The sequence below is a fragment of the Alkalicoccus urumqiensis genome (assembly GCF_002993335.1).
Taxonomy (GTDB): Bacteria; Bacillota; Bacilli; order Bacillales; family Salisediminibacteriaceae; genus Alkalicoccus; species Alkalicoccus urumqiensis.
Map to the genome: position 1 here is coordinate 203,706 of NZ_PVNS01000006.1, position 15,314 is coordinate 219,019.

The 15,314-nt window shown below is 52.2% G+C and carries 12 protein-coding genes; 8 read left to right on the plus strand and 4 right to left on the minus strand.

Annotated elements, in window-relative coordinates; genetic code table 11:
• Positions 1–38: 38 nt before the first annotated feature.
• Complete coding sequence (locus C6I21_RS08180; protein ID WP_105958965.1) at positions 39–1,844, minus strand: TcaA NTF2-like domain-containing protein; 1,806 nt, start codon at positions 1,842–1,844, stop codon at positions 39–41.
• 154 nt (positions 1,845–1,998) lie between these two features.
• Here C6I21_RS08180 and C6I21_RS08185 point away from each other — a divergent pair, with 154 nt between their 5' ends.
• From C6I21_RS08185 to C6I21_RS08210, 6 genes are all read left to right on the plus strand, one after another.
• On the plus strand, positions 1,999–3,111 hold the full coding sequence (locus C6I21_RS08185; RefSeq protein WP_105958966.1) for a PrsW family glutamic-type intramembrane protease: 1,113 nt from the start codon (positions 1,999–2,001) through the stop codon (positions 3,109–3,111).
• Positions 3,112–3,478: 367 nt separating this feature from the next.
• Entirely contained in the window at positions 3,479–4,033 is a 555-nt protein-coding gene (locus tag C6I21_RS08190) for a hypothetical protein (protein ID WP_105958967.1), read from the plus strand.
• A gap of 72 nt (positions 4,034–4,105) precedes the next feature.
• Complete coding sequence (locus C6I21_RS08195) at positions 4,106–4,648, plus strand: nucleotide exchange factor GrpE (RefSeq protein ID WP_105958968.1); 543 nt, start codon at positions 4,106–4,108, stop codon at positions 4,646–4,648.
• A gap of 18 nt (positions 4,649–4,666) precedes the next feature.
• On the plus strand, positions 4,667–6,394 hold the full coding sequence (locus tag C6I21_RS08200; RefSeq protein WP_181186180.1) for an Hsp70 family protein: 1,728 nt from the start codon (positions 4,667–4,669) through the stop codon (positions 6,392–6,394).
• 6 nt (positions 6,395–6,400) lie between these two features.
• Complete coding sequence (locus C6I21_RS08205) at positions 6,401–7,567, plus strand: tetratricopeptide repeat protein (RefSeq protein WP_105958970.1); 1,167 nt, start codon at positions 6,401–6,403, stop codon at positions 7,565–7,567.
• Positions 7,564–8,736 carry a J domain-containing protein gene (locus tag C6I21_RS08210; protein ID WP_181186181.1) on the plus strand — a complete coding sequence of 391 codons (1,173 nt, stop codon included), beginning with the start codon at positions 7,564–7,566 and terminating at the stop codon, positions 8,734–8,736. The genes C6I21_RS08205 and C6I21_RS08210 overlap by 4 nt, the downstream gene beginning before the upstream one ends.
• 118 nt (positions 8,737–8,854) lie before the next feature.
• Here C6I21_RS08210 and C6I21_RS08215 read toward each other — a convergent pair whose 3' ends face one another.
• Entirely contained in the window at positions 8,855–9,478 is a 624-nt protein-coding gene (locus tag C6I21_RS08215; protein ID WP_105958972.1) for a DUF2628 domain-containing protein, read from the minus strand.
• A 283-nt stretch (positions 9,479–9,761) separates the two neighbouring features.
• Here C6I21_RS08215 and C6I21_RS08220 point away from each other — a divergent pair, with 283 nt between their 5' ends.
• A complete protein-coding gene (locus tag C6I21_RS08220) occupies positions 9,762–10,787 on the plus strand; it encodes a copper amine oxidase N-terminal domain-containing protein (protein ID WP_105958973.1) in 1,026 nt (341 codons plus the stop codon).
• Between the two features lie 582 nt (positions 10,788–11,369).
• Here the strand turns inward: C6I21_RS08220 and C6I21_RS08225 are convergent.
• On the minus strand, positions 11,370–12,446 hold the full coding sequence (locus C6I21_RS08225) for a tartrate dehydrogenase (protein ID WP_105958974.1): 1,077 nt from the start codon (positions 12,444–12,446) through the stop codon (positions 11,370–11,372).
• 241 nt (positions 12,447–12,687) lie between these two features.
• Here C6I21_RS08225 and betA point away from each other — a divergent pair, with 241 nt between their 5' ends.
• Entirely contained in the window at positions 12,688–14,370 is a 1,683-nt protein-coding gene (gene betA, locus C6I21_RS08230) for a choline dehydrogenase (protein ID WP_105958975.1), read from the plus strand.
• Between the two features lie 709 nt (positions 14,371–15,079).
• Here betA and C6I21_RS16500 read toward each other — a convergent pair.
• Positions 15,080–15,314, minus strand: a 235-nt coding sequence (locus C6I21_RS16500; protein ID WP_181186182.1) for a hypothetical protein, incomplete at its 5' end; no start/stop codon positions are given.

Sequence of the window (15,314 nt, forward strand, 5' to 3'; positions counted from 1 at the left end):
AAAAGATGATTAAATTAAAACATCAATAATATAGTGTTTCAGTAATACTCCACATCTTCACTGGCTGTCTCGGTTGTCTCTACGAGCCGGACGATTTTCAGTATGCCGTCGTGCTCTTTCAGTTCGTAGACGGAGTCGAACGTTTTTACTTTGACCTCTTCCAAGTCGTAGTCAATGGTATATTCCTCTTCGGTGTAGACGGTGATGGTGTCGCCGGACATGTCGTAGTCGACGACGTTGATCCAGTCGATGGACTGGGTGATGTTTCTGTCGTACAGACTTAGAATGTAGTCAAAGGCTTCGGCCTGGTAGTCGCTGCCGTCCGGGTGGATGTAGCTTTCCAGGTAGGACGTGTCTCCGGAGTTGACGGCGTAGACGCTCTCCGACGTGAAGTCACTCATGAGGTAATCCAGGTCCATCCAAAGCTGCTCTTCCGCCGCCTCTGCCTGCTGCTGTTCGTAGGCCGCCTCTTCGGCTTCTATTTCTGCCTGGAGTGTTGCTTCTTCCGCTTCGATTTCGGCCTGCAGGGCCGCGGCTTCTTCGTCGATCTGTGCCTGCAGCTCCGCCGCTGCAGTATCGGCGCTGTCGACGTTTTGGACGACTTCTTCACTGTAGATGTCTCGGTCCTCGTAGGACGTTTCTGTGTAATAATGCTCCCAGGCATCACCGGTATATTCAAACAGATAGACGACTTCACCGACCTTCGTATCCGTCACCACTTCGCTGTTGTAGTCCTCGTACACCGAGACCCATTCCTCATCGGCTTCAATCCCGGCATACCAGCTTCCGTCCTGCAGGATAGAAAGCGACTCCGGATAAAACGTTACGCTCTCCAGAATATCGTCGTAGCCGCTGTTGTATTCCTCAGCGACGGCCTCTTCGAGAGACGCCATGACCGCATCGGCATCCTCCCCGGCAAGCGACAGCTCGATGGCATGGTGGGTGCTTTCATCAGCAAAGAATACTTCGGAAGCAAGCGCCCCGAACGGGGAATCAGCCCGGATCTGCATCTCCTCATCGCCCTCAAGCAGCACCGGTCCGAATTCGGTCTCGCCAAGCCCGACCTCCATCGCGGGCTCCCCGTTGTAATACAAATCGGCCTCTTCGACATGCGTTTCCACATACACGTAATCCAAATGGAAAGGCAGGGAGAAAACGTCGTTTCCATCGAACAGTTCGAGGGTGTCCGAGCGCTGGACGTTGTCGTGATCGAGTTCCAGCGAGGCGGTTATGTCATAGGTTCCCGGTGGATAGTCCCCGAGCCAGTATGTGTCTCCGCCCTGGTCGGAGGCGGTGACGACTTCGCCGTTGACAGTAAAGGACACGTCCTCGTAGTTGGTAGAGATAAGAAGCGGTTGTTCGGCGATTTCAAAGGTGTAGGTGTCGTACAGGCCGAGAATCGAGTCATTGGTGGTCAGTTTCAGGAAGTGCAGGTTCATCGGTGCCTCATACTGGTTCGAGGCGGAGACAAAGTTATCGGAGGCGGCCAAAAGGTGCTGTTCTTCGATGAAGAGACTGAAGTCGCGGGAGATGTACGGGCTGTCGTTGATGTAATCACTGAACTGCTGCAGGTACTCGGTGGTTAACGGGCCGGACGCTGTGCCGACGTAGTCGGAGAGTGCGTCAGCATCTTCAGCGAGGACAGCCTGTTCGAACCCTTCAATGACGCGGTCCGGGGCGGTCCAGTAGTTGAGGAACAGATGGGTGCCGCCTAGCAGAACGAGCGGAACGATCAGTGCGTACGATTTTTTGCTTTTCTTTGCGCTTCGTGCCGGAGGGGCGGAGTGACAAGTGGGACAGCTGCCGTTCTGCAGCTCGGATCCGCATTTCGTACAGAATGCCATAGCATTCCCTCCTCGTTCGTATGATATGAGAATATCATATCGTATTATCAACAAAAGAAATAGGATATTTTTTCATTTTCTCCATTTTTATGTGAAGAAAGAATTGTTAATACGTGAGCACTGCGTCATAATAAAATGAAAAAGGAGGGTACATATGAGCATATCGTATTGTCCGGCCTGTGGAGCGCCCGTAAACGGAGGGGACATCTTCTGCGGGAGCTGCGGCAGCAGGCTTCCGGACGTGCCGGCCGGAACGCCGGAGCCGAACGGCTGGGTGGCGCAGACGTCGAGGAAAATCAACCGCATGGTCGGAGAGGACGGGCATATGGATCTGAATCTGCGGGACGTATTTTCCTCGGTGTTTGTCCGGCATTCAAAGGAAGAAGCGGAGCTGCTGTTTATTTCCGGAACGTCCCGGACAACGCCTGCGGAAGCCGATATTCAGACGTCGTGGCCAAAGCCGTGGCTGTTTTCAAGGGTGTTTCTCGTGCTCGCAGCGGTTTATGCCGGCCTGTATGGGATGAGCACGTTTTTTGAAAATACGATCGTCATCCCAGGATTGATAGTAATGGGTGCCTTCGCCGTGCCGTTCTCGCTTCTCGTATTTTTCTGGGAGGCGAATGCGCCGAGAAACATCAGCATTTTCGAAGTCGTGCGGCTGTTTTTCATCGGCGGCGTTGCGTCGATGGCGGCCTCCTTGTTTTTATTTTCTATTTTTCCTGTCGTGGAGCTGAATCTGCAGGGCGCGGTGATGGTCGGTGTCATTGAGGAAGCCGGCAAGCTGTTGATCGCTGCTTACTTTATCCGCCGGCTGAACGTAAAATATATACTGAACGGTCTGCTGATAGGCGCGGCTATCGGTGCCGGATTCTCGGCGTTTGAGTCTGCCGGCTATGCGTTTACGCAGGGCGCCGTTTTCGGCGAAGGGGCGATGCTCAGCAACATTGCCGACCGCGGCTGGATGTCCATCGGCGGCCACACGACCTGGGCAGCGATTTCCGCCGGCGCCCTCGTCTACGTGAAAGGACGAGGGGAACTTTCCTCCAACCATTTCATGGACACCCGCTTCCTAAAGCTGTTTGTGATACCGGTCCTGCTGCACACCGCATGGAACAGTCCGCTCTTCGTGCAGCAGGAATCCCGGCTGCTGTACATGCTCCTCATCTTCATCGCCTGGGTTTTCGTCTTCTCCCTCATGAACGCCGGGCTGAAGCAGATTTCCCGCATGAACCGGGAGACACCCCCTCCCTTACCAGAATCAAGCTGAAGGCCATGTGCCTTCAGCTTTTTTTGATGGATTGGCGCGTTATACCGCGCCGGACGCGGTTCGGGGGGCACCTTTGCAGGATCGTGCCACGGAGAGCGGGTTTTGTGCCACGAAGAGGTGGTTTCGTGCCGGGAGTGGAGCAGATCGTGCCAACTTCAGAAAAACGTGCCAAAAGTGGTGGCGACCGCGCCAGAACAGAACCGGATCGTGCCAATTTGAACAAAACCGTGCCACAAAAACAGTAAGCCGGAGGACCTGTACGGCAGTATTTCTATGGAAAAAGCCTCTTTCTTTATACCCCGATATGCTGAATAGCTGAGAAATTGTATAGGCCGATATGATAATTAAAAAGGAAGGAGGGATGACTATGATAAGCGGACTGCTTACAGTTGTTGTGTTTATGGGTGTCATATTTGTTTTGGGTTTAGTTCTTCGCTTTATTTCGAGGCTCTTAGAGATGTTGTTGATGTGGATCGGGATAGGGGTTTTTTCCAGAGGACGGATTTGGAACGTGGAGTTGGCGGCACAAGATGCGGAATTAATGTGGAAAGCAGCCCATCTGCCTGGACCGGCAGTCGCGATGCTCTATGGACTGGCGCCAGCGTTTGTCGCCTCGTCTTTTTACCAGTACTGGGTCGTGAACGTATCCACCTCCTTCGCCTGGATCTTTATTTTATGGAATGCGGCAGTCATTCTTCATATCGCAGCTCGTTTCTTCGTAACAGCCACCTACCTGAATCTTCTATTTGCCTACGCCATGGCATTTCTTTTCTGGACGGGAACGCCGGTTTCTTCCATTCTGTTGTTCTTACCTCTCGTACTCTTTCTTACCATCACCTTCCTTTTCCCGGAAAGCAGAAAGCGTACAGATACAGCTGCTGTTTCTTCGCAGAAAACAGCAATTCCCCCAAAAAATGTATAGTTCTTTATTTTATACTGAGTCAATCTACTTTATTTGAAGGAGGCACACTTCTTTAGGAAAGGAAGAATGTGGATGAACCGTACAAAGGTATTGGACCAGGAGCTGGAATCCCTCATCATGCTGGAGATGGAACAAGACCCCCAGCAGGAGGCCGGTCCGTCCGTTCTCGAGGAGATGGACGGGCTGCGTCAGGAAGTGAAGCGCGGCAATACTTTTTTTGTGAAGCAGCTGAACAGCATGGAGCGATTATTGAAGCAGCTGGGGGAGGAACCGTCCGGCCCGAAAACAGATAGCAGCGCAGAACAGCAGCTCATTTATCAGGCGCTCTCGTATTTTTACTTAATGATTCAGCAGATGGACGGAGCGGTGGAAAAGGCGTGGGTGACAGAGATGAAACAGCTTTTACACCACTATGAAACAGAGCTTTCCGCAAATGGATTTGAGGTCATTCATCCGATCGGTCAGATGCTGGATGGCCGGACGATGCGCAGTGCAGGCAGGCAGATAACGCCGGATGAAGATACTGGCCGGGTGATTATCGTAACCAGACCGGGGCTGCAGGACAGGCGGACCGGACGCCTCATTGCGAAAGCAGAAGTAATCACAGCAGAATAAATTAACTGGTAAAGGGATGTGGTGACTGTGTATACGATCGGCATTGACCTTGGTACAACGAATTCGGCGGCAGCCTACATGAAAAACGGGGAGCCGGAAATAATCGTCAATGAAGATGGAGAACGAACGACCCCATCTGTTATCCAAATCTCTGAAGCGGCTGATGACTTTGGGTCGGTCACTCAATTTAAGCTCGGCTCGCATGCGAAGGACGAATATTCCAGCTATCCGGAGCAGACGATTGTGGAATCCAAGCGGCTCATGGGGAAGAAAGAAAAACTTTCGGCTGCAGGGCTTTCGTTTACAGCAGAAGATGCGGCTGTAAAAATTCTGCAGGGGATTAAAAAGTCGGCAGAAGAAAAGCTGGGTGGACCGGTAACGGAAGCAGTCATTACAGTGCCAGCCTACTTTACAGACGACCAGCGTAAAGCGACGAAGCGCGCCGGCGAGCGTGCCGGATTCCGTGTAGACCGGATTATCAATGAACCGACCGCCGCGGCGCTTGCGTTCGGCATGGATCATCTGGAGACCGATCAGACAATCATCGTCTACGATTTTGGCGGAGGAACGTTCGACGTCTCCATCATTGAAATATTTGATGGTGTCATCGATGTGAAAGCGACAGCTGGGAACAATCAGCTCGGCGGTGCAGATTTCGATGATGTCTTGGCAGACTGGATCGTGACTACATTCAATGCAAAAGAAAATCTCGATCTTCTTCAGTTGGGCTCATCAGAGGAAATACTTCAGCGGAAAGTACGGATCCGTCAGGAAGCGGAGAAAGTGAAAAAGACGCTGTCGTTTCACGAAAAGGCAAAAGTGAATATTCCGTTTATCGCTGTTCTGGACAACCAGCCGGTTACCATCTCGCTGGATATCACGAAAGAGCAGTTTGATTCCATGACAAAGCATCTCGTTGAAGAATCGATAGAGCTCGTGCAGAAGGCTCTCGATGACGCAGGAGTCACGCGGGAGAATATCGATGAGGTGCTTCTGATCGGAGGTACGACCCGCATTCCATCCATCAAGGAGTGTCTCATTGAACGGTTTCATGTCACGCCGGATAAAAGCGTGAATCCGGACGAAGCGGTGGCGCTGGGAGCGGCGGTGCAGGCCTCCGTGAAGCAGGGAGACATCCGGCTTACGATTCTCGATATCGCCCCGTACCGCATCGGCATTGAAACGGTCTATCTCATGGATGACCGGATGATGAACGGATATTTTAATGAGATTATTCCGAGGAACAGCAAAATCCCGATCTCCGGCGTCTCTACCTATTTCACCGTAAACGACTTCCAGACTGCTATCGATGTAAATGTATATCAGTCTTTTATAGATAACGAATGGGTCGAAGCCGCAACCTTGATGGATACTTTCAAACTTGAAGGAATCCCTGCCGCCCGCGCCGGCGCGGAGCCGATTTCCATCGAATTCGGTTACGATATCAACGGGATTCTCACGCTTCATGCGACCATCGTCAGCACAGGCAGACGTGTTACGAAAATCATCAGCCGGAAAGAAAACGACGATGTGCAGACAGCAGAGCCTGTCCCGCCACCGGAAGTAAATACGGAAGCGTTGGAGCATCTGCTGCAGAAGGCAGAAGAAGTTCTGCAGGAGAAGCCGTCCGAAGTCCGGCTGGAGATGAGTGTTCTGGAGGTCCGGAGTGCATTGGCGGAAAAGCGGTATGAGGATCTTTCCCGGCTGGAAAACGAACTGACCGACGCGCTTCTGGATGCTATATAGAGGTGGATGATGAAACCGCCAGCTGCAGGGCAGCGGATCAAAGAGCACCGATACCGGGAGGCAGCGGTACAGTTGGAAAAAGCGGTTGGAGCGAAAAATCACCGGGCTCTGGCGCTTCTATACATGAAAACCGGTGAGCTGGAAAAAGCGGCTGGTCACTGGAGGCATGTCCAAGGGGAAGAAGAAGTGCGCCGCTTGTTTGACGAAGAATACGCTCTGTTTGTAAAAGCAGCAGAAGATTATGAACGAGCCCGGAATTTAATCCGCGATAAAGAATATAAACAGGCCCGCGTCCTTCTTATAGATGCTGTGGAACAGGGAGGAGAGTGGATTCACCCGGAAATCTACCGTGCACTGCTGCTCGTATGCTTAAAACAGAAACGCATAAGAGAAGCAGCGAAGTGGGCAGCACAAATACCGGAGCATTATATGGCGCACATGCCACTGAACCGGGCGGCTGGCCTCGTAAGGGAAGCCCTGCAGACGAAACGGTACACTGCCTACGCAGCTATTGCCGTGGTAGCGGTCTTCTCCGCTGGATTTGCGATGAACCCAGCTCCCTCTCCGCCGGAAGTGGAAAGTACCGCGGCGGTAGAAATAGTATCATCGAATGAATCGTCCCTTCAGCAGAAAGCGGCAGCCCTGGAAGCTGAAGTTGCCGAACTGGAAGGAGCTATCGCGGAAGCAGAAGCAGCAGAAAAAACGCTGAAGACGGAAAAGCAGGACCAGGAGGATCTTCTGACGGATGCTGGCTATAATATCGAGGACATTGCTGCGGATGCTGCCTGGAACACGTATGAGGAAGGGAGAAGCGCATTCAAGAGTGAGGCATACGTCGAAGCTGGAGAGCGGTTTACAGAAAGTCTTCGGTATGGCAGTGAGTACTACTTCAGTGACGATGCGGCCTTCTTCCTTATGGAAGCCCATAGGAGGAATAGGGCGTTTCCGGAAGCGCTCGACACTGCTGCCGCCTTTTTGGACGAAGAAACGAAGGTTTATACGGCATCGCCGTACGTAGATGATGTGTATCTGCTGGAAGCGGAAGTCTTCGAGGAAATGGGCGGAATGGAGCTTGCAGCTGCTCGGTATGAGGAGGTCGCGGACCGTTTTCCTGAGGAGTGGACTGGAAAGCGGGCGGCCGCCATTTTACAGGAGAGGGGGCAGGGCGGGTGACGACGGTGACTGAACCAACGTATTATGATGTACTTAATGTCAGTCCGCAGGCCGATGCGGGAGAAATTAAAGCAGCATACTACCGTCTTGTAAAAACGCATTCCAACGAACAGGATCCATTCGTATTTCAACAGTTGACGGAAGCATTTCAGACACTTCGGGATGAGGCCCGGCGAGAGGTGTACGACCGGTCCTTGAACACAGATTTGTATTACCATAAGGCGCTTGAGCTTGTGGAGGCGTACGGCAGGAGCGGGCAGCCGAAAAAACAGCTGGAACTATATGAAGTGCTGCTGGCGAATTATCCGAATGACGAGACCGTGCTGTCGTCATTCAGCCAGTTCCTGTTATTCTATGAGCACCCTGACAAGGCCCACCCGCTGATTCAACGCGGGCTTTCTGTCTCCAGAGGGGACATGAGGTTTCACTTTCGGGAGCTCTTGGTGCAGGCACTGACAGGAATGAGGGAATTCGACGAGGCGTTAACAGAAATCAACCGCCTTCTTCTGGATCAGCCTTCAAGCACAAATTTCCAGATGAAAGCAAAGATTCAATTCTTGCTCGGTGAAAGAGAAGCTGCCGTACGCACGCTGGAAAAAGGGCTGGAACGGGCGGACACGGTATATACGCGCCTGCCGCTTCTCGCGGTTATGCTGCTCTGCTTCGCTTTTGACGAACGGTTTGACGACTACCGGGAGGTTAAGCAGAAAATTCAAAACGAAGCGAACCGGGAGAATGACCGTGAGTTTATCCTGCAGTACATGGTTGAAGTGATTCAGGATCTTCCCGATGAAACGTACATTCTGGAAAATATGATTGCTTTTGCTGAAGGGCTGAATGTGGAAGAGAGCAGCGAATTTAAGGGGAAGTTCGCTGAAGAAAGGCGGCGCCTGCGGAAGTATCTCGCTTATTACAGAGAGAGCGTCCCGGTGGAGCAGGACCCTCCCATATATTTTACGTCTTCCACAGCAGAGCCGCCCAAAAAAGAAATAATGAAGGGCAGTCTTGCTGCGGCATTTTTTCTAGGCATCGTCTTCTTATTTTTGTTCACACCGGTTGTCGGGCTCATCGCCGGCTTTGTTGGATATATCTACCCCCGGGCAGCGAGAATCACTCTGCAGGTAGTGGGGGTAGTGCTGATTTTGCTGCTGTTTTATGTGCTGATCTAGGAGGGAGCACCTTTTAAGGTGTTTCTTTTTTTGTCTGGAGCAGGAGGTGCACCGGTTCGTAAGGGAGAGGTAGAAAAAAGCTTAAAGTGAATGATTTAAGAAATACTGGACTTTTCATTTACACCGGCTGGTGAATAAAAATAATAAACCACTCCAACAGCAACTGAAGTAAGAAAAATAGGAGAAGGCCTGCCAGGACATTAATGCTGGATACTCCACCTTTCTTTTTCAGTCGGGCTTCTTTCAGTGCGGGTTCTCCGTCAGAAAGCAGAATCTGTTCCACTTTTCTCGCTGCACTGTTGAAGTATAAATAATCTCCAAAAATACCTGACAGAAAAAAAGTTATAAGATAGGCAATAAAATAAAAGCCATCGAAATGGTAAACAGATCCAAACGAAATGAGGTAAATACCCAGCCAGATACCTAAAAAAGCAAACGCCGTTTTATACATTTTTCTGTACCAGAGCCAATAATACGAGAAGAAAAAAGCACCCCAATTCCACCCGATTTTAGGTACCGCGCTGTTATCTGCATATCCCCACTTCGTTAAGTACTTCCCCTGTTTGGGTCCGATGAATAACTGCAGCGCGCTTACGTTTTCCCTGGCATTAAAAAAGGCCGCACCAGGTGCTTCAGGAGCTGTATTTTCATCAGGGTAATCGAATGCTGCTCGCTTTGTTCCGCATTTCGGACATGCTCGAAACGTCGCTTCCAGTAAAAAACCGCAATTAGTACAGTACATATTCTCCCTCCTTGGTTATCTGCTGTAACGAATAGCCGCATGAGTAATTATTGAAAAAGGGGCTATAGAGGTTAAGGCGGCAGTGATGGCTGAAAAAAACACTATCAAATAAAGGCGGAAAGATGATTATATATTTTAAGTAATTGTGTCTATGTCTTACGTAGTATATAATCCATATTATACATATTTAGGGAGGATAAATACATGGGCAATCAGTGGAATTTACAAAGGAGCTATCGGTGAAAAAAGGCGTGTTTACATAACTATCTAGGAGGGTTACATTATGAAAAAGGGAGCGTCATTACTCTTTGCAATTATCGTGTTTTTTATGCTGGTTCCGGCTGCACATGCTGCCCAGCCGCTCGTTGTCGTGAACGGACAGGTACTGGAAGGAGACCAGCCGCCGCTCATGAAAAACTACCGGACGCTCGTTCCACTGCGGGCCGCGGCCGAAGCGCTCGGTGCTGAGGTGTCATGGGAAGCAGGAACGATTACGATTGAAAAAGACGGCGGCGTGATTCAGCTCCGCGTAAATAACACCCGCGCCGTCGTAAACGGAGGAAACGTCACGCTCGACGTGCCTGCGGAAGTGACGAAAAACAACCGTACCGTGATCCCGCTCCGTTTTGTCAGTGAACACCTTGGTGCAGATGTAACTTGGGACAGCAGAAAACGCGTTGCATCTATAACAGATGAGAGAGATAGGAGTGGGCTGATCGAGGAAATTTATGAAAAAGGAGAATTATTCGAAGACATTATCTTGTATGCTTTTACACATAACCTGCCGATCCACGCAGTTTCAGATGACTTAGAGAAGTATGCTACGCCATCCTATATTTACAGCGAAGGGCAGCGGCTTCTGTCGGATCATACCCTCTGCTATGAGTGTGATTCAAGGTATTTTCCGTGGCATATATCCCCAGAACTTGAGATGAGTATTGAGCCAATCGCTCCAACGTTAATGGAACTACGTACGTTTATTCGCGGCACAGCTATGGAAGACAGCACAGCAGCAGTATATACCGTTGAACAAATTAATGGAGAGTGGCTGATCGATAGCTACCGTCAAGGCCCTGCAAGATTGTCTCGACCGATGACAGCGAATGAAGCCGCCTACATGCTCAAAAAAGAAGAACTCGTACCGGATGATGCCATTCTGCACCACAGCCATACGTACCCACATATCAGCGGGCCTTCCTACGATTGGACAAGCAGAGATCCTCATCATTATTTCTTCGTAGAGAGCCGTATCGGAAATAGAAATATGTACATCAATGTCTTCGATGGAACGATCAACGGAGGAATTTAATCCTCAACTAACTGGGAGTAATGTTGAACTGATAAAAACAGTCCGGCCTTCCAGGAGAAGAGCCGGACTGTTTGGAAAAAACAACTAACTGCGCCCCAGTTAGTTGTTTTTCTGACGAACGATAAACCGCGATCTGCATCATTATTTTTACGTGCAGACACCAAACGGCAGTCAAAACATCTATGTCAACGTGTACGATGGGATGGTTCATAACGGCCTGTAAGGGAAAAAAGAGCAGCTCCGGTCCGTCGCAGACGGCCGGGCTGTTTTTCTTTTACGAGGAGGGGGCAGATCGCAGGTGGTTTCCAGCCCGCAGTTATTGGAGGTTTTTTTGCGGGACCGGCAGAACGGCTGAGCAAAACGAGCCCCTGCCGGAACAGGACCGGCTCCCGCCGGACCAATAGCGGCCTCTATCGGAAACAAGACCGCCGGTACGGGACCTAGTGCGCTGAATCAGACCAGCATACTGCCTTTTCGGACCACGAAGCGGTCCCATTCGAAACAGGAATCACGCTCATCGGACCAGCCTCTTCCATGCTACAGGTCGGCTCTCCGCCTCTTCTACCAATTTTTTCTACTTCCTTACTTCCCGGCAATTTCCTCGAGGTAGGAGGCCACTTTCGTTCCGGTCTCGGCTGTCGTTGCTGTTCCGCCCATATCGGGCGTGAGCGTATCGCCATCGGCTATCGTCTGTTCCAACGCTTCGAGTACTTTCTTTCCCCACGCTTCCTCCCCGAAGAAATCGAGCATTTGACTGATGGACCAGATCGCCGCGAGCGGATTCGCTTTCTGCTGTCCGGCGATATCCGGGGCCGAGCCGTGGATCGGTTCAAACATCGAAGGGTACGTTTTCTCGGGATTGATATTCGCTCCCGCAGCCAGGCCGAGGCCGCCGGTCAGGCCGGCGCCCAGATCGGTGATGATATCGCCGAACAGGTTGGACGTGACGACGACTTCGAAGCGGGCAGGGTCGGTCACAAAAAACATGCTGGCTGCATCCACTAAGTAGGAATGCGTTGGAATATCCGGATAGTCGCGGCTCACTTCCTCAAACACTTCATCCCAGAACACCATCGAATAGTTTAACGCATTGCCTTTACTGATGCTGGTGACCGATTTGTTCAGCGCCTTTGCTTCTTCAAACGCATAGCGGATAATCCGCTCGGTTCCTTTGCGGGAAAACACGCCGGTCTGGAGAGCCACTTCTTCCGGGGTGCCTTGGAACAGCCGGTCCCCTGCACCTGCGTATTCACCTTCGCTGTTTTCGCGGATGACGAGCATATCAATGTCGCTGTACTCCGCCCGGAGCGGGGACGTCACCCCTTCCAGAAGTTTAATCGGGCGGATGTTTACGTACTGATCGAAGGATTTCCGGATTTTCAGCAGTAGATCCCAGAGGGAAATGTGATCCGGCACTCCCGGATAGCCGACGGCGCCGAGATAGATCGCGTCGAACTTTTTCAGCTGCTCGATGCCGTCCTCGTCCATCATTTTTCCGTACCGGTGGTAATATTCGCATCCCCACGGAAACTCCGTTGATTCAAAGGCAATCGAGGGATCCAGCTGCTCGATTGTTTTCAATATCTTATATCCTTCCGCCGTCACTTCCGGCCCGATCCCGTCCCCCGGGATGCCTGCGATATGAAATGTTTTCGTCATGGCTCTCACTCCTACGTATGTATAGATATTTTGCGCACAGCCTCAAGTATACAGGGAATGAATTCGTTTACATAGTTTTGTTTCTCCTAAATAGGTGGTATCTTCTTTTTTATTCGTCCGGAGAAAATACCGTCTGTCCGGTTTACAAAGAAAGTGTCGTGTGATAAATTTAAAATATTAAATACGTTAAATAAATATTTAACAAAACAAACAAGGAAACTTTATCAGGAGGCTGTTTTATATGACGAAAACATACGATTACATTATTATCGGCGGCGGAAGCGCCGGCTCGGTGCTGGCAAATCGACTGAGTGCGGATCCGGAAAATTCCGTGCTCGTTCTGGAAGCGGGCCGGAGCGACTACGCCTGGGACCTGCTCATTCAAATGCCGGCGGCACTGCCGTTTCCGGCGGGAAAAAGCCTGTACGACTGGAAATACTTATCCGATCCGGAGCCGTACATGAACGGCCGCCGCATCAAGCATGCACGAGGCAAGGTGCTCGGCGGATCCAGCTCGATCAACGGCATGATCTACCAGCGCGGCAACCCGATGGACTACGAGCGCTGGGGCGCGGACGAAGGCATGGGGGAGTGGGATTACGCCCACTGTCTGCCGTATTTCAAGCGGCTTGAGAACGCCCTCGGGTCGGAAAACGACGATGAATTCCGGGGCCATGAGGGTCCGTTGAAGCTGGAGCGCGGTCCCGCAAAAAATCCGCTGTTCCAGGCCTTTTTCAATGCCGCTGTCGAAGCCGGCTACACGAAAACACCGGACGTAAACGGCTTTCGTCAGGAAGGGTTCGGTCCGTTTGATAAGCACGTATACAAAGGCAGACGGCTTTCCGCATCCCGCGCTTTTCTGCATCCGGCAATGAAGCGGAAAAACCTGGAGGTGCAGACACGGGCCTTCGTTGCGAGCGTCGATTTCAACGGGACGAAAGCAGAGGGTGTGACGTACAAGCGCAACGGCAAGATGCATACGGTGAAGGCCGGGGAAGTGATTTTATCCGGCGGGGCGATCAACTCGCCGAAGTTGCTTCAGCTGTCCGGTGTCGGCGATGCGAAACACCTGCGTTCGCTGGGCATTGAGCCGGTTGTGGATCTGCCGGGTGTCGGGGAGAATCTGCAGGATCACCTGGAGACGTACATTCAGTACGGGTGCCCGGAGCCGGTGTCGATGCAGCCGAACTTGAAGAAGCGGAAGATGCCGTGGATCGGCCTGCAGTGGATTCTCGGGCGGAAAGGTCCGGCTGCGACGAATCATTTTGAGGGCGGCGGTTTCGTGCGTTCCAATGAGCTCGTGGACTATCCGAACCTGATGTTCCACTTCCTGCCGGTGGCGGTGCGCTACGACGGGCAGAAGGCGGAGACGGAGCACGGTTTTCAAGTGCACGTCGGGCCGATGTATTCCGACGCGCGCGGCAGCCTGAAGATCCGCTCGAAAGATCCGAAAGAGCATCCGAGCATGGTGTATAACTATCTATCCACGGAGCAGGACCGCCGTGAATGGGTGGAAGCGGTCCGTATTTCCCGGGAAATAATGGCGCAGCCGGCGATGAAGAAGTACAATTCCGGCGAGATTTCCCCGGGGCCGTCGGTGCAGACGGACGAAGAGATTCTCGAGTGGGTGGCAGAGGATGCCGAAACGGCGCTGCACCCGAGCTGCACGGCGAAGATGGGGCCGGCGTCGGATCCGATGGCTGTCGTAGACCCGCAGTCGATGAAAGTGCACGGACTCGACAACGTCCGCGTCGTGGACGCGTCGGCGATGCCGTACGTGACGAACGGAAACATTCACGCACCGGTGCTCATGCTCGCAGAAAAAGCAGCGGACCTTATCCTCGGCAAAAAGCCGATGGAGCCGGAGCACGCGGACTACTACCGCCACGGCGTTCACCCTGCCGATGCAGGTACAGTAAATTAACATACACGGATGATGAAGGAAAGACCACTGAACCCGGTTCAGTGGTCTATTTTGGTTGGAAGATGGAATGTCGGTCACCAGAAGGCGGTGATGGTACCGCGGGCTGAGAACCGCCCGCCTCTGCACAAAGCCGTTCTCTGAGGGCAGAGGGGCCGCCGTGGTTTCCGGCGGCCGGTGGTTCAGGATGTCCGCTGTGTAAGAAGCACATCGCCACACCAGAGGCGGACATCGCAACGGTAAGCGGGAACACCGCCATGCGAAGAGCAGAGACCGCAACGAAACCTCTCTAATTACCGCGGGCTGAGAACCGCCCGCCATCTGCGAAAAACCGTTCTCCAAGGGCAGAGGGGCCGCCGCGGGTTATCGGCGGCCGGTGGTCCGGCGGGGTTCATTTTTGGTCCGGTAGAGGGCGGAAGGTGTTCCGAAAAGGCGGAAAGTTGGTCCGGCAGGAGGTGATCGTGTTCCGATTGGAGGCGGTTTTGTTGCGGAGGGAGCGGTTTCTAGTCCGCCAGCGTCCATTTCTGGTCCGCTTTTTAAAACTAATAAGAATGTATAAAATCCAAAGCCTCTTCCAAGCAGGCATGCCAAGAGCTGCAGCATTTCAACGTATTGCTGCATTTACCGTTTGTTTCTGTTGGTAGAGCTTCTCCGCTACTCGGCAGAAGCTTGCCGTGGGCTTGTCTTCAATCCGTGCGCTATCTGCACGGCTTCAAAGCATGAGCGGAGCCGGCCTATGGTTTGAGCCGCAGGGCAGCGGTCTTCTGTCATGCGGCGCGGCCGCGCGGAGCCATGCTTCTTCAATCGAAGCATTGTCCAACTGCAGCGCCCACTCGCTCGAGGTTCCTTCACCCCTGCCGAAGAAAGCAAAGAGCAGCTTTCGTCGGCAGGGCCTCCAGGACTGGTCGCTCGTGACCAGGGCGCTTCCGCTTTTCGGGCGACTGCGC